Consider the following 15,165-nt stretch of genomic DNA (forward strand, 5'->3'; position numbering starts at 1 on the left):
CGACGCCCCCGCAGCCGCCGGCGACCCGGCCGGCGCCGCGCCCGGCGCCCCGGCCGCAGCCCGCACGCTGATCCTGCAGCCGGCGCCGGACCGTCGTTCGGCTTTCCGTTTGGGAAACCCTACCGGCACCGGACGGCAGCCCGGCGCCCGGACCGCTTGTCGGGACTCGCCCGGTCTTCTATGCCGGCGTGACGCCGGGGCAGGGCGGGCGCCGCCCGGCCGCGCCGCCCGGCCGTTTCATCCGCACGGGAGGACCTGCATGGCCCTGTCCAGCATGACCGGTTTTGCCCGCAGCCACGGCACCAGCGGGCCCTATTCCTTCGTGTGGGAGATCAAGTCCGTCAACGCCAAGGGGCTCGACGTCCGGCTGCGGCTGCCGCCCGGATGGGACGCGGTCGAGCCGCCGGTGCGGGCCCGCGCCGCCGAGGCGCTCACCCGCGGTACCGTCTACGGCAATCTCACGCTCGACCGTCCCGGCGCCCAGCCGGTGGTGCGGGTCAACGAAGCGGTGCTGGCCGCCGTGATCGAAACCCTGAAGGGGCTCCGTGGCCGGCTCGAGGCCGAGCCGCCGCGGCTCGACGGCATCCTCGCCCTCAAGGGCGTCATCGAGGTGGCCGAGGCCGACGAGAGCGAGGACGACCGGCGTGCCGCCGAGGCCGCGCTGGTCGCCGGCTTCGGTACGGCGCTCGACGGGCTCGTCGCCATGCGGCGCCACGAGGGCGACGCGCTCGGCCGGCTGCTCGGCCAGCGTCTCGACGAGATCGCCGCGCTGGTCGCCCGCGCCGAGGCGGCGCCGGGCCGCAAGGCGGAGGCGATCCGCCAGCGGCTCACCGAGCAGGTCGCGGCGCTGCTGGAGACCAGCGAGCGCTTCGACGCCGACCGGCTGCACCAGGAGGCGATCCTGATCGCCTCCAAGGCCGACGTGCGCGAGGAGCTCGACCGGCTGACGGCCCATGTGGCGCAGGCCAAGAGCATGATCGCCAAGGGCGGCGGTGTCGGCCGACGGCTCGATTTCCTGTCGCAGGAGCTCAATCGCGAGGCCAACACGGTGTGCTCCAAGTCGAACGACCTGGAGCTCACCAATGTCGGCCTCGAGCTCAAGAGCGTGGTCGAGCAGTTCCGCGAGCAGGTGCAGAATCTGGAGTAAGGCGATGGCGGCGCAGGGTGTGGGCAACGAGGACAGGGCGATCGCCCGGCGCGGCATCATGCTGGTCGTGTCGTCGCCATCGGGCGCCGGCAAGACGACGCTGACCCGCAACCTGATCGAGACCGAGGAGCACATCACGCTGTCGGTCTCGGTGACGACGCGGGTGCGGCGGCCGAGCGAGATCGACGGCGTCCACTATCATTTCATCTCGAAGCGCCAGTTCGAGATCATGCGCTCGTCCGATCAGCTTCTCGAATGGGCCGAGGTGCACGGCAACTGCTACGGCACGCCGCGCGAGCCGGTGGAGCGCGCGCTCGCGGCCGGCCGCGACGTGCTGTTCGACATCGACTGGCAGGGCGCGCTGCAGCTCTACGAGCGCATGCGCGCCGACGTGGTCAGCGTGTTCGTGCTGCCGCCCTCGGCGGCCGAGCTGAAGGCGCGGCTGGAGCGGCGCGCCGAGGATTCCGAGGAGATCATCGCCAGCCGGCTGAAGAACGCCGCCGAGGAGATCGCCCACTGGCCCGAATACGACTACGTGCTTGTCAACCGCGATCTCGACAAGAGCTTCACCCGGCTGCGCTCGATCCTGACCACCGAGCGGCTGAAGCGGGTCAACCGCGCCGATCTCGAAGGTTTCGTCGGCACCCTGCTGGACGGCCTGAAGGCCATCACGGTCTGAGCGCGCACGGCGCCGGCGTCATTCGCCGATTCGCACCGTCGCCAGCTTTTCGTTTGGCGCCGGGATCGGAATCGTCACGTGGCCGGCGGCTGCCGGTTCGGCCCGACCGGCGAGATGCCAGGCGACCTTGTAGCGCGCCTTGTAGGACGAGCAGCCGTCGCTGCCCGTGATGATGTCGACCATCGAAGCACCGGGCGCGTGGCAGCGACGTCCGAAGATTGGCGTGGCATCTGACCAGAATCGGTACCAGCCGGCCTCGCGGGCGACGAACACGATGCTGCCCGAGCGCCGCCCCGCCACATAGGCCGTGGCCGTCTGCAGCGAGGTCTTGAGCAGCAGCGGCGGCGACACGCTGACCGCCACCGAGCCGAGCTCGGCGTCGACCTCGTAGTCGGCCCGCACGGCGCCGCCCGTCGGAAGCCATACCGGGAAGAAGCGGAAGTCGGTCTGTAAGCCGCTGTTGTCGCTGACGATGCCGCGGCCTTCGCTGCGGCGCTGCTCGAAGCCCACCAGGGTGACGGCCCCGGTCGAAAGGCCGACCAGGTAGAAGGTCACGCCACCGACGAGCGTGGCGGCGATCAGCAGGGACTTTCCGGGCATGTCGGGCTCCCGACATTGGGCACACCACGGTAGTGCGCGCCCGCTTAAGTCCGGGTTCATGCGGCGCTGCCCAGCGGGGCCGGTCGGGGCGGGAAGGTCGGGCCGTGGTTAAGGCGGGCTTGCGACGGTGTCCGGAGCCGCCGCCTCCGGCGCCATCGCGGCAAACGCCCGGGCGAGCGCGACGAAACCGTCGACCGGGATGGTCTCGGCCCGGTCGGTCGGCTCGATGCCGACGGCGGCGAGCAGCGGCAGCGGGTCGGGCAGCAGGGACTTCAGGCTCTGCCGCAGCATCTTGCGGCGCTGGCCGAAGGCCGCGGCCGTCACCCGTTCGAGGTCGCAGAGCCGGCACGGCAGCGGCGCCGGGCGCGGCTCCAGCCGCACCAGCGAGGACGTCACCTTGGGGGGCGGCGTGAAGGCCGAGGCCGGGATGTCGAACAGGATCTTCGGCTCGCAGCGCCATTGCGCCAGCACGGAGAGCCGGCCGTAGCTCTTGCCGCCGGGCGGGGCGACGATGCGCTCGGCGACCTCGCGCTGGAACATCAGCACCAGCCGGTCGAACCAGGGCGGCCAGGGCTCGTGCGACAGCCAGCCGACCAGCAGCGCCGTCGCGATGTTGTAGGGCAGGTTGGCGACGATGCGGACCGGGCCGGTGCGGCCGAGATGGGGCGAGGGGTCGAGCGCCAGGGCGTCGCCCTCGATGACTTCGAGGCGGCCGGGGCAGCATTCGGCGATCTCGGCGAGCGCCGCGACGGCGCGCGGATCGCGCTCGATCGCCACCACCCGGCGGGCGCCCTCGGCGAGCAGCGCGCGGGTCAGCCCGCCCGGGCCGGGCCCGACCTCGACCACGGTGACGCCGGCGAGCGGGCCGGCCGCGCGGGCGATCTTGCCGGTCAGGTTGAGGTCGAGGAGGAAGTTCTGGCCGAGCGACTTCTTGGCGGACAGGTCGTGGCGGCGGATGACGTCGCGCAGCGGCGGCAGGGTGCCGAGCCCGCTCATGCGGCGGGCGCCGCAGGCGCGCGGGCGACGAGCCGCGCCGCCAGGCCGAGCGCCGCCATCAGGCTCGACGGATCGGCCCGGCCGGTTCCGGCGATGTCGAAGGCGGTGCCGTGGTCGGGCGAGGTGCGCACGAAGGGCAGGCCGAGCGTCACGTTGACGGCGTCGTGGAAGGCCAGCGTCTTGATCGGGATCAGCGCCTGGTCGTGATACATGCACAGCGCCGCGTCATAGGTCTTTCGCGCCGCCTCGTGGAAGAGGGTGTCGGCCGGCAGCGGCCCGCGCGCCGCGATGCCGTCGGCGACGAGGGCGGCGACGGCCGGCGCGATCACGTCCTGGTCCTCGCGGCCGAGCGCGCCGCCTTCGCCCGCATGCGGGTTGAGACCGGCGATCGCCAGGCGCGGCTGCGCCAGGCCGAAGCGCTCCGCGAGATCGCGGGCGACGATGCGGGCGGTGTCGATCACGAGGTCGCGGGTGAGCAGGCCCGGCACCGTCGACAGCGGCACGTGGATGGTCACCGGCACCACGGCGAGCTCTCGCGACCACAGCATCATCACGGGCCGCGGCGCCGCGCCGAAGAAGCGGCCCGCGAGCTCGGCCAGATACTCCGTGTGGCCGGGCTGCCGGAAGCCGGCCGCGTAGAGCACGTGCTTGGCGATCGGATTGGTGACGACCGCAGCGGCCTCGCCCGTCACCACGGCGGCGACGGCGCAGTCGATCGCGGCGATCGCGGCCGGTGCGCTCGAGGCGTTTGGCGCGGCCGGCTCCGCCGTGACGACGCGGCCGAGATCGACGATCGGCAGCGCGCGGGCAAACGCCTGTCGGGTCTCGCCGGGCGTGACGACCGCCATCGGCACGTCGAGGCCGAGCCGGCGCGCCCGCGCTGCCATGAAGGCGGGATCGGCGAGCAGGAAGAACGGCGGCAGCGCTGCCGTCTCGCGCCGCAGCCAGGCCAGCAGGGCGATGTCGGGGCCGATGCCGGCCGGCTCGCCGATCGTCAGAGCGAGGGGCGCAGACGAGGTCGCGCTCATTTCCGCTCGATCATGGCGCCGCGGCGCAACTCCTGCAGAAACTTCTTGGAATGGGCCTGGAACTTCTCGGCGAACATCTCCTGGCGCGCCTCCTTGAGGGCCGGCGCGTCGACCTTGACGTCGCGCTTGGTGCACAGCGCGAACATCTCGACGCCGTTCGGGGTGGTCTCCGGGTTGGTCAGCCGTCCGACCCCGGTCTTCTCGAGGATGTCGCGCAGCGCGGGCGGGAGGTCGCTCGAGGTCTTGACGATCTGGTCGCGTACGGCGACGTCGCGGAGCTGGCGGGCGAAAGCGAGGCCGTGGTCGCAGTCCTGGAAGCGCGCCCGCAGGGCCTCGGCCTCGCGCTTGCGGGCCTCGACCGCCTCGCCGCTGCCCTTGGAGACGACGAACAGGATCGGCCGCAGGACGTATTCGGTCGCCTCGATCTTCTCGGAGATCGGCTGGTCGTCCTTGCGCTTGGATTCGGCCGCCGCCAGGATGTCCTTGTCGCGGAACTGGAAGCTCGATTGGAACTTGCCGCGTACGATCTGCTGCCAGGAGAGATCCGCGCGCAGGCGCGACTTCAGGGTGCCGGGCTCGATCCCCGCATGCGCCAGCGTGGCGGTGAGCTGCTCGGCCGTCAGCCGCATGCGCTTGGCCATCTCGGAATAGGAATTGTCGACGTCGGAGTCGCCGATGTCGAGCTTGTAGCGCCGCCCGACCTGGATCTTGAGGCGCTCGTCGATCAGCTCGTCGATCACCTCCTGCCGGCTCGGCGACTTGTGGGTCACCAGCAGGGTGAATTTTTGCCGCTGGTCGATGTCGAAGGAGGTGATCGGATCGCCGTTCACCATCAAGATGACGTTCTGCGCCGCCGCGGGTCGCGCCGCGCCGTCGGCCAGGAAAAACGTCAGCGCGAAGGCGAGGCAGCCCAGCGCCGGAAGCAGTCGCGTGCGAACCATGGCAACGCTCGTCTGATGTCACTCGTCTCGACAGGGATCCGGCTCTGCCGCAAGACCGGGCAGGGCGCACAGAGGCGACCGCCGCACGGGCACGTCAGGACCGTCGGACCCCGAGCCATAAGAGCCGATATGGGCGAAATTATTGACGCGCCGGCGGCGGCGCGCCGCTACTGGCTGGAGCTCGACGTGTAGCCGGCCGACACGCCGCCGATGGTGCGCAGTCCGACCTGCAGCATCACCGTGTGGTTGGTCGAGACATTGTTGCTGTAGGTGTAGTCGGTGATGTAGTTCAGGCCGATCAGGAAGCAGTCGTCCATGTAGCCGAAGCCGATGCGGGTCTGGCTGAACTTGTTGTTCTGGATGTCGTAGCGGGCGGCGCCGTTGATGACCCAGTTGGCGTCGAGCTTGACCGAGCCGCTGCCGAGCACGCCCTCGCGCCGCTCCAGGAAGCCGAGCTCCGGCTGCGCCGCGTAGTTGCCGTACATCATCGACACGTTCCAGCGATCGAAGCTGGCCCGGCCCTCGACCTCGAGGCGCTGCAGGGTGAAGTCCTGCTCGTCGAAGCGGTAGCGCGAGATCAGGCTGAAGATGCGGTTCGGCGTGTAGGCGAACCGCGCCACATAGTCGGAGGCGCGCTTGTCGAGGCCGCTGTCGAGGCCCGTATTGGTGGTGTCGCCGACCGTGAAGGAGTTGACGCCGAACAGGTGATAGGACTGTCCGAACAGCACGTTGACGGCGCCGGCTCCGTTCACCTGGGCGGTGTATTGCAGGCCGTAATTGGCGCGCCCGCCGCCTTCGACGCGGTCCCAGCCGGAGAACTTGTCGACCCGGAACAGGTTGGAATCGTCGAACACCAGGCTCTGGGCGTCCTCGTTCGGCAGCCTGCCGATGCTGGTCTCGTTCGGCCGCGCGATGATCTGCGCGATCGGCTCCAGCGTCTGGGTGCCCCAGCTCTGCACGGCGATGAACGGGAAGCGGTATTCCAGGCCGACGGTCGGCATCGCCCGCACCATCGAGCTGTCGCCCGTTTCGATGAAGTTCGACACGCCCGGATCGGAATTGACCTGGAGCTGGGCGGCGTCGGTCCGTACCGAGGCGAAGGGCGTGAACACCTGGCCGTAGGAATCGACGTAGCGGGCCCGCCAGTTGAGCTCCGCGGAGGCGCGGTTGTAGGTGCCGGGAACGCCGCGCAGCAGGCAGTTCGACGAGTTCTTCACGGCCGGGTCGGCGGACGCCGAGGTGCACAGGCCGCTGTTGAAGGCGGTCTGGCTGATCGCGTCGAAGCTCGCGGCCTGGCGGGTCAGGCTGGTGACGTTGGCCTTCCAGCCGAGTTCCCCGCCCAGGAAGGACTGGCCGAAGACGCCGGAATAGTCGAGCACCGGGTGGATGATCGGCAGGGTCTTCTGCACGTCGGACTCGGAGAAGCCGTAGAAGTGGATCGCCCGAATGTCGAAATAGCTGCGGTCGCCGCGGCCGGTCAGGAACAGCTGCGACACGCCCTCGGTGAGGTTGCTGAAGTACTCGGTCGACATCCGGCTCTGCAGCGACTTGACGTGATAGTCCTGGAAGAAGGCCTCGTCGGTCACCAGGATGCCGTCGAAGCCCCACGTCCAGCGCGGCGACAGGTTGAACCGGCCGGTCGTCTCGATGCTGCCGCGGAAGTCGCGGAAGCCGGCCGTCGTGGTGCCGTCGCCGCGGATGAAATAATCCTTGTCGGCCTGGAAGATGCCGGCGCCTCTCACCGTGTAGTAGCCGTCCTCCAGCCGCTGGCGCCACTCGCCCTGCATCAGCACGCCCTGCTTGGTCATCACCCGCGGCGTGAGCGTCACGTCGTAGCTGGGGTCGAGCGCGAAGTAGTAGGGCGTGTCGACGCCGAAGCCGTAGGCCGAGCTCGTCGTCGTCACCGGCATCAGGAAGCCGCTCTTGCGCTTCACGGTCGGATCCGGCGCCGAGAAGTAGGGCATGTAGGCGAGCGGCACGCCGAAGAACTCGACCTTGGCGTCCTCGAAATAGATCATCTTCTCGGTCTGGTCGTGGATGATCCGGGCGGCCTTCACCTGCCACAGCGGCGGCTTCTTGGGATTTTCCTTGCACGCCTCGCAGGCCGTGTAGACGCCGCTCTCGAAGACCGTGTAGTTGCCCTCGCTGCGCTTTCCGCGCGCTGCGGCGAAGCGGGTCTGGTCGGGCGTCTCCAGCCGGAGCGAGTCGATGAAGCCGTCGCGGTAGTCGTCGGTGAGGTCGATCAGCGAGCCATAGGTGATCTTGCCGTCCGGCTCGGTCAGCCGGACATTGCCTTCGGCCTGCAGGTGCTTGTTCTTCTGGTCGTAGACGACCTTGTCGGCCTCGATGGTCGAGCCCTTGTAGTAGATCTGGACGGCGCCGACCGCGATCACCCGCTCATTGGTGTAGTCGTATTGGATCTCGCCCGCCTGGACGAGCATCTGCGGGTCGCCGACCGGGGCCGTCTTGGGCTGCGTCGGGCGGACCTGGGTGTTGAAGTCCAGCGTCTGGGCGGCGGCCGGGCCGATGCCGAGCGCGGCCGTGCCGGCCAGCAGGACGAGCACCGCCGTGGCGGCGATCAGCCGCTGCCGGATCGGGAGACGCGGGGTCGGGCGCGCGGCCGCCATCACCCGTCCTCCAGATAGAGGAGCGGCACGAGGCCGGTGAGGACGCCGAGGATCACGGGCAGCCAAGCGGCCGCCGCCGGATGCATCAGCTCGGCTTTGCTCAGGTCCTCGGTGACCTTGGACAGCACGTACAGAAGGAAGCCGGCGACGATCCCGCTCAGCACCATCTTCTGGACGCCGCCGAAGCGGAAGAAGCGCAGGCTGAAGGCGGCGGCGACCAGCACCATGGCGGCGAGCAACGCCGGCCGCGACAAGAGCTTCTGGTATTGCAGCCGGTAGCCCGCCGCGGCGAGCCCGGCATGGTCGGCCATCTCGATGAAGAAGGGCAGGTCCCAGAACGACACCGTCTCCGGCGTCGCGAAGGTCTCGCGCACCTGGGCGAGGGTGAGGTTGGTCTTCACCGCAAAGGTGTCGAGCTGCTCGGGCGGCGCATCGATCGGATAGCGGCGCACGTCGACGAGCTGCCAGTGCCCCTCCTGGAGGATCGCCGTCTTGGCCTCCGTCCGCTCGACGAAGCGGCCGGCGGGGTCGTAGACGAACACCGTGACGCCGCCCAGCCGGACGCCCTGGTCGGCGCTGGAGACGGCGTTGATGATCGACTGCCCCTCGACGCTCTTCTGCCGCACCCAGAAGCCCGTGCCGGTCGACTGCAGGCCGGACTGCTGAGCGTTGTTGAAGGCCCGGTCCTCCAGGCGCTTCGACTGCTCCTGCAGCATCGCGGCGACCGGGTTGTAGACCGCGGTGGCGACCGCGCCGACCGCGAGCGCCGCCAGCACGGCCGGCGCGACGAACTGCCAGGCCGACATGCCGGCCGAGCGCGCCACCACCAGCTCGAGCCGGCGCGACAGGTTGAGGTAGCACATCATGGCGCCCACCAGCACGGCGAACGGCATGATGCGTTCCATGATCTGCGGCACCCGGGTCACCGAGATGCCGGCGGCCAGCATGGCCGAGGCGTTGGGCTCGCCGGCGCTGCGTCGCATCAGCTCGAGGTAGTCGACCAGCAGGACGAGCCCGAACACACCGACGAACACGATGAGAGAGGCGCTCAGGAAGCGCCGGCCGAAATAGCGCGAGAGTCGACCCGCCACCATCCGTCAGGCTCTCATCGTCGGCCGAGCGGGCACACCGGCCCGCCGCGCCGTGGTTGTCCGAAACTGGGACAGGAGAAGGCAGCCGGCCGCCGACGCCCCGAGGGGGCGTCCGTACGGTCCGGATCCGGCACGGCCGGTCAAGGTCACCATTCCCCCACGTCCCCGGCTCCCCCGAGCCGACTCACTCACGCCCCACCGCAACCGGATCGGCTCCTGCGCGGTGGACTGCAGGCTCCCAGGATACACGACATTGCCGGGCCGATCTGTCCACAAAAAGGCCGTCCTCCACCGGGCACCCGGGGCAGCCGCTCGGCACGGTTAACCGAGTATGACCAGGATGCCCCTGAATGCTATGCCAAGCTTTCGGCCACGGGTCACTACCGCGGCGGGGGAATTGCTGGCACCGTGGCCCGCCGGCCACAGAATCGGGGCCGTTGGATCAAGAGGATAGCTGGAATGGCTGATGGATTTCGGATCAGGTTCGGGACGTTCGCGCCGCCGACCAAGGGAGTGCTGGTCGTGTTTTGCGACGACGGGCTGCGACTGGGTCCGGCGACCAGGGCGATTCTCGGCAAGACGGCGGCCTTGGTGAGCCGCGCGGCGGCCGCCTACCGCTTCAAGGGCAAGCTCGGCGCCGCCATCGACATCGTGGCGCCGCCCGACCTGAAGGTCGACCGGCTGGTGGTGGTCGGGCTCGGCAAGCCGAAGGACTGGACGCCCAACGACCCGGTGAAGCTCGGCGGCGCCGCCATGGGCAAGGCCGGCGCGGCCACCGAGATCACCGTCGTGGCCGAGCTGCCGACCGGGGCCATGGATGCCGAGCTCGCGGCCGACCTCGCGCTCGGGGCGCGGCTGCGCGCCTACACGTTCGACCGCTACAAGACCAAGCGCAAGGACGACGAGGAGGCCCCGCACCCGGTCTCCCTGACGGTCGCCGTCAAGGACCCGGCCGCGGCGCGCCGGATCGGGGCTGCGCGCGAGGCCGTCGCCGACGGCGTGGTGCTCGCCCGCGACCTCGTCAACGAGCCGCCCAACGTGTTGTTTCCGGACGCTTTTGCCCAGCGCGCCGCGGAGCTGCGCAAGCTCCGGGTCAGCGTCGAGGTGCTCGACATGCGGGCCTTGAAGCGGCTCGGCATGAACGCGCTGCTGGCGGTCGGGCAGGGCTCCGGCCATGACAGCCGGGTGGTGGTCATGCGGTGGAACGGCGGCCGTCCGTCCGACAAGCCGATTGCCTTCGTCGGCAAGGGCGTGTGCTTCGACACCGGCGGCATCTCGATCAAGCCGGCCCAGGGCATGGAGGACATGAAGGGCGACATGGCGGGCGCCGCCTGCGTGGTCGGGCTGATGCATGCGCTCGCCGCCCGCAAGGCCAAGGTCAACGCCATCGGGGCGATCGGCCTGGTCGAGAACATGCCGGACGGCAAGGCGCAGCGGCCGGGCGACATCGTCAAGACGATGTCGGGCCAGACCGTGGAGATCATCAACACCGACGCCGAGGGCCGGCTGGTGCTCGCCGACGTGCTCCACCACGTCGTCACCAAGTACAAGCCGCAGGCCATGATCGACCTCGCGACGTTGACGGGCGCCATCATGGTGGCGCTCGGCCAGGAGCATGCGGGCTTGTTCAGCAACGACGACAAGCTCTCGGAAAACCTCACGAAAGCCGGGCAGGCGACGGCCGAGCGGGTGTGGCGCATGCCGCTCGCGCCGGAGTACGACAAGCTGATCGATTCGAGGTTCGCCGACATGAAGAACACCGGCGGCCGGCACGGCGGCGCCGTCACGGCGGCGCAGTTCCTGCAGCGCTATGTCGGCAAGACGCCGTGGGCGCATCTCGACATCGCCGGCACGGCGCTCGGCTCGCCGCAGACCGACATCAACAAGAGCTGGAGCTCCGGCTGGGGCGTGCGGCTGCTCGACCGCTTCGTGGCGGATTTTTGCGAGCCGTGAAAACAGCTCGGCGGCAACCGGGCCTCGTCCACGGTGAGGCCGGCCCCGGTTGCCGCGGGCGTCGAGCGGTCGAGACAAGTGCATGACCGAGCTTCTATTCTACCATCTGCAGCGGCGGCCCGTTGAAAGCGTGCTGCCGACCATCCTGGAGAAGTCGCTGGAGCGCGGCTGGCGGGTGGTCGTGCAGGCCTCCTCGGACGAGCGCGTCGACGCCCTCGACGCCCATCTGTGGACCTACCGGGACGACGGCTTCCTGCCGCACGGCACCGACCGCGACGGCCTTGCGGCCGAGCATCCGATCGTGCTGACCGTGCAGGCCCACAACCCCAACGGCGCGGCGGTCCGGGTCCTGGTCGAGCGCGCGCCGCTGCCGCCCGACGCCGCCGCCTATCAGCGCATCGTCGTGATGTTCGACGGCGAGGACGAGGAGGCGCTCGCCGAGGCGCGCGTCACCTGGCGTGAGAAAAAAGCCGAAGGATTCGACGTAAGCTATTGGCAGTGCCACGAAAACGGTCGGTGGCAGAAGCGCGGCTGAGGGCGACGCGACGGTGCCGCCGCGGGCTGCGTCGATCAACCGGCCGAAGGGCGGTCGGCGGCCGGCGCAGCGAACGGATCCAGCAGGGTGGCGCCGAGATCGACGACGTCGGCGGTGTTGCGGGTCACCAGCGTCATTCCGTGCACCTTGGCGGTCGCCGCCAGCAGGGCGTCGACCACTGGGACGGGGCGGCGGGCGCTGATCCGCCCCCACTCGTCGGCGACGACGCGATCGATTCCGACTATGCGGCCGGCGAAGCTTTCATCCACGGCCTCGAGCCAACCGTCGATCAAGACGGCCCGGTCCGGGTCGGTCCGACGGAGCCGCTCGACCCCTTTCCGGATTTCCCCCAGGACCAGCACGCTGAGATGGAGCGCGGTGCCGTCGACCGAGGCGAACCAAGCGGCGACGTATGGGTCGCAACGCTCGCGCATTCGGAGCTCCGAGATCACGTTGGTGTCGAGCAGGTATTTCACAGGGCGATGTCGCGACCGAGGTCGCGCTCGCGGGAGAGGTCCAGGCCGTCGAGCGGAGCCGCGGCAAGCAAGGCCTTGAGGGCCTCGCCATCCGGCGCTCCGAACCGCTGGTGCAACAGCGCGCGGGTCTCGGTCGCGCGGCTCGGATCGGCGAGTGCCCTGGCGACCTTGCGCAGCAGCGTCGCATCCTCCTTGCGGACCTGGAGCTCGACGCGGACGATCCCCTTGCGGGTCTGCCGCCGCCGATAGGCCGTCAGGGACTTGTTCTGAGCCGACGACATGCGGGCACCTCGGACCGGTGTCATATATCCGGAATATATCCGGATAGAACGAGCCCTTCAAGGTCGTCCCTTGGGCTCCGGCCCTTCGTCGATGCAGGCGCTCGCCACCATGGCCGATCCCCCGGCCGGCGGTGCTGCCGGCCCGCCATCATGCCGACGCAAAAAGCCGCTTGAAGCGCAGTCTGTTTCCAGTCGAAATACGACGGTGGCCGCGCGTGCGGCTGCAGGGCCCTTCCGGCATCCGGGCCGGCGGCGTCGCCGCGGCCGATCCGCGAGGGGCCGTCGTCGGGGAAGGGGCCCCATATGCGTCACGCACGTCTTCAACCGGTGTCTCGCTCGATGACGGATCGTTTGCCCACCCGCCGCTCGCCGATCAGCCGCTCGCCGTTCCGGTGCTCGGTTCTGGCCGGGCTCGCCGCCGTGGTGGCGCTGGCGGTCGCCGGCTGCTCCAGCCTGCCCGATCCCGCCGACGTGAAGCTTCTGCCCTCGACGAACGCCTTCGTGCCGACCTCCTCGGCGGATTTCGCCAAGTCGGCCGTCAACACCAACCGGCCCGTTTCCGCCGCCGAGCTGGTCGACGGCCAGGGCGCCTGCGCGGGCGCCGTAGCGGCGTCGGGCGAGCCCGGCTCGATCGACCGGCCGCTGCGCGGCGTCGGGCTCGACATGACCGAATGCGAGGTCGTCCAGATCATCGGTCCGGCGCAGTCGACCCAGATCGGCGCCAACGAGCGCGGCGAGCGCAGTGTGGTGATGACCTATGCGAGCGCCGAGCGGTCCGGCATCTACCGATTCACCGGCGGCCGGTTGACCGCGATCGAGCGGAACGGCGAGCCGCCGCCCGAGCGCCCCGCCAAGAAGAAGCCGCCGGTCAAGCGCGCGAATCCGGCCTGATCCGGCCGGCAGGCGGCCGGCAGCCAGCCGGCCGAGACTGGTCGTCGTCCGGCACGCCGCAGCGGCGGTGCTCGGCCGCGCGGCATGCCGACGCCGATCGATGTCGCTCTGCACCGCGCCGCCCGGCGACGTGTCGGCGTTCGTGCATCAACCCGGATCGACCATGACCCAGACGCCCCCGGCCATGTCCGCCTCGCGCGCCCCGCGCCCGCTCCGTTTGCTCGTCGGTCTTGCCGTCGCGGCCGGGCTCGGGATCGGGCCGGTCGGCTGGCTGCCTGCCGCGCGCGCCCAGGAGGCGCAGGTCGCGCAAGAGCCGGCCGGCCCGGCACCGGCCCCCGGGGCTCGGGTCCAGCAGGGGACGCCGCCGGCCCCCGACGCCGGCCGCGAGCGGCCGGCCCGGCCGGCCGATGCGGCGGCCAGCCCCAATGCCAACGCCCGCCGGCTGCCGCCCGATTCGACCACCGAGCACACGGTCGAGGCCGGCGGCCGGACCCTGCGGTTCAAGGCGACGGCCGGCTCGATCCCCCTGTTCGACGGCGAGGGCGGGGCGCTGCGCGCCGAGGTCGGCTATGTCGCCTTCACGGTCGGTCCCGATGCCGGATCCGGCAACCAGGCCGGCGCTGCCGGCCCGGCGCGCCCGGTGACGTTCCTGTTCAACGGCGGCCCCGGCGCCGCCTCGGCCTATCTCAACATCGGCGCCATCGGTCCGTGGCGGCTGCCGCTCGACGGCGCCACCGCCTCGACGCCGCCCGTGCTGGTGCCCAATGCCGAGACCTGGCTCGACTTCACCGACCTGGTCTTCATCGACCCGCCCGGCACCGGCTACAGCCGGCTGGTCGGCGGCGAGCCGGTGCGGCGCCAGCTCTGGTCGGTCGACGGGGACGCCGAGGCGCTCGCCGTCGTGGTGCGCAAATGGATCGACCAGCACGGCCGCCAGGGCGCGCCGAAGCTTTTGGTCGGCGAGAGCTATGGCGGCTTCCGGGTGCCCAAGCTGGCGCGCACGCTGGCGACCCGCGAGGGCGTCGGGGTGCGCGGCCTGATCCTGGTGTCGCCGGTGCTCGACTTCGCCAGCCTCGGCCAGCGCCGCCATCAGCCGCAGTCCTGGATCGCCGCACTGCCGTCGATGGCGGCGGCCGCGCTGGAGCGCAAGAACGCGTTCTCGGCCGAGGCGCTCGCCGCCGCCGAGCGCTACGCCGCGACCGATTATCTCGCCGACCTGATGCGGGGCGAGCGCGACACCGCCGCGGTCGACCGCATGACGGCGCGGGTGGCGGCGCTCACCGGGCTCGATCCGGCGCTGGTGAAGCGGCTGGCCGGGCGGGTCGACACCGCGACGTTCCAGCGTGAGCTGTGGCGCTCCCGTGGCCTGGTCGGCAGCGCCTATGACGCGACCGTCACGGCCTTCGACCCGGAGCCGTCGGCGGCCCGCACGCACTTCCCGGACCCGGTGCTCGATTCGACCAAGGCGCCGATCGTCGCGGCGATGAGCGAGCTCTATCGCGGACGGCTGCGCTGGAGCCACGACCAGCTCTACCGCCTGTTGAACGACGAGGTCAGCGGGCAGTGGGGCTGGGGCCGGGGCCGCTCGGCGCCGCAGGTGGTCGACGAGGTGCGGACAGTCCTGGCCAGCGACCGCGACGCCCGCATCCTGGTGGCGCACGGGGCGAGCGATCTGGTGACGCCGTATTTCGCCAACAAGCTGATCCTCGACCAGCTTCCGGTCTACGGCGCGGCCGACCGCGCGGCCCTGAAGGTTTATCGCGGCGGCCACATGTTCTACGCCCAGGACGACTCGCGAAAGGCGCTGCGCCGCGACGCCGAGGCCTTTTATCGCGCCGCCCTGCAGGGGGCCGCGAAGGAGTAGCGCGTGGCGGGCGCCGGCGACGGCCGGCGCCCGGACCGAGCGCGACTGCCCGGCCG

14 protein-coding genes are annotated in these 15,165 nt (G+C 70.6%); 6 read left to right on the forward strand and 8 right to left on the reverse strand.

Annotated elements, in window-relative coordinates:
* Positions 1 to 259: 259 nt before the first annotated feature.
* Together HXX10_RS27060 and gmk are read left to right on the forward strand one after the other, a co-directional pair.
* Positions 260 to 1,147: a YicC/YloC family endoribonuclease gene (locus tag HXX10_RS27060; RefSeq protein WP_296526432.1), complete on the forward strand. Its 888-nt coding sequence runs from the start codon at positions 260 to 262 to the stop codon at positions 1,145 to 1,147.
* Positions 1,148 to 1,151: 4 nt separating this feature from the next.
* Positions 1,152 to 1,826, forward strand: a complete 675-nt coding sequence (gmk, locus tag HXX10_RS27065; RefSeq protein WP_296526433.1) for a guanylate kinase — start codon at positions 1,152 to 1,154, stop codon at positions 1,824 to 1,826.
* An 18-nt stretch (positions 1,827 to 1,844) separates the two neighbouring features.
* On the opposite strand, the gene HXX10_RS27070 is transcribed toward gmk, so the two are convergent.
* The 6 genes from HXX10_RS27070 to lptG all read right to left on the reverse strand — a co-directional run bounded on the left by HXX10_RS27070 (position 1,845) and on the right by lptG (position 9,112).
* Positions 1,845 to 2,426, reverse strand: a complete 582-nt coding sequence (locus tag HXX10_RS27070; protein ID WP_296526434.1) for a hypothetical protein — start codon at positions 2,424 to 2,426, stop codon at positions 1,845 to 1,847.
* Positions 2,427 to 2,534: 108 nt separating this feature from the next.
* Positions 2,535 to 3,422 (reverse strand): 16S rRNA (adenine(1518)-N(6)/adenine(1519)-N(6))-dimethyltransferase RsmA, encoded by an 888-nt coding sequence (gene rsmA / locus HXX10_RS27075; RefSeq protein WP_296526435.1) that lies wholly within the window; start codon positions 3,420 to 3,422, stop codon positions 2,535 to 2,537.
* Positions 3,419 to 4,450: a 4-hydroxythreonine-4-phosphate dehydrogenase PdxA gene (gene pdxA, locus HXX10_RS27080; protein WP_296526436.1), complete on the reverse strand. Its 1,032-nt coding sequence runs from the start codon at positions 4,448 to 4,450 to the stop codon at positions 3,419 to 3,421. Before pdxA ends, rsmA begins: the two co-directional genes overlap by 4 nt.
* A complete protein-coding gene (locus HXX10_RS27085; protein ID WP_296526437.1) occupies positions 4,447 to 5,391 on the reverse strand; it encodes a peptidylprolyl isomerase in 945 nt (314 codons plus the stop codon). The genes pdxA and HXX10_RS27085 overlap by 4 nt, the downstream gene beginning before the upstream one ends.
* Before the next feature lie 167 nt (positions 5,392 to 5,558).
* Positions 5,559 to 8,018, reverse strand: a complete 2,460-nt coding sequence (locus tag HXX10_RS27090; protein ID WP_296526438.1) for an LPS-assembly protein LptD — start codon at positions 8,016 to 8,018, stop codon at positions 5,559 to 5,561.
* Positions 8,018 to 9,112, reverse strand: a complete 1,095-nt coding sequence (lptG, locus tag HXX10_RS27095) for an LPS export ABC transporter permease LptG (protein ID WP_296526439.1) — start codon at positions 9,110 to 9,112, stop codon at positions 8,018 to 8,020. The genes HXX10_RS27090 and lptG overlap by 1 nt, the downstream gene beginning before the upstream one ends.
* 456 nt (positions 9,113 to 9,568) lie before the next feature.
* Here lptG and HXX10_RS27100 point away from each other — a divergent pair, with 456 nt between their 5' ends.
* Both HXX10_RS27100 and HXX10_RS27105 read left to right on the forward strand, forming a co-directional pair.
* On the forward strand, positions 9,569 to 11,062 hold the full coding sequence (locus HXX10_RS27100; RefSeq protein ID WP_296526440.1) for a leucyl aminopeptidase: 1,494 nt from the start codon (positions 9,569 to 9,571) through the stop codon (positions 11,060 to 11,062).
* Between the two features lie 82 nt (positions 11,063 to 11,144).
* On the forward strand, positions 11,145 to 11,597 hold the full coding sequence (locus tag HXX10_RS27105; protein ID WP_296526441.1) for a DNA polymerase III subunit chi: 453 nt from the start codon (positions 11,145 to 11,147) through the stop codon (positions 11,595 to 11,597).
* A 35-nt stretch (positions 11,598 to 11,632) separates the two neighbouring features.
* Here the strand turns inward: HXX10_RS27105 and HXX10_RS27110 are convergent, their stop codons facing one another.
* Both HXX10_RS27110 and HXX10_RS27115 read right to left on the reverse strand, forming a co-directional pair.
* Positions 11,633 to 12,073 carry a type II toxin-antitoxin system VapC family toxin gene (locus HXX10_RS27110; RefSeq protein ID WP_296526442.1) on the reverse strand — a complete coding sequence of 147 codons (441 nt, stop codon included), beginning with the start codon at positions 12,071 to 12,073 and terminating at the stop codon, positions 11,633 to 11,635.
* Entirely contained in the window at positions 12,070 to 12,354 is a 285-nt protein-coding gene (locus HXX10_RS27115) for a hypothetical protein (RefSeq protein ID WP_296526443.1), read from the reverse strand. Before HXX10_RS27115 ends, HXX10_RS27110 begins: the two co-directional genes overlap by 4 nt.
* A gap of 339 nt (positions 12,355 to 12,693) precedes the next feature.
* On the opposite strand from HXX10_RS27115, the gene HXX10_RS27120 reads away from it, so the two are divergent.
* Positions 12,694 to 13,245, forward strand: coding sequence for a hypothetical protein (locus tag HXX10_RS27120; protein WP_296526444.1), 552 nt, complete (start codon positions 12,694 to 12,696; stop codon positions 13,243 to 13,245).
* 163 nt (positions 13,246 to 13,408) lie between these two features.
* Positions 13,409 to 15,109 (forward strand): peptidase S10, encoded by a 1,701-nt coding sequence (locus HXX10_RS27125; protein ID WP_296526445.1) that lies wholly within the window; start codon positions 13,409 to 13,411, stop codon positions 15,107 to 15,109.
* Positions 15,110 to 15,165: the final 56 nt, after the last annotated feature.

The sequence above is a fragment of the Rhodoplanes sp. genome, assembly GCF_013377085.1.
Lineage (GTDB): Bacteria > Pseudomonadota > Alphaproteobacteria > Rhizobiales > Xanthobacteraceae > Rhodoplanes.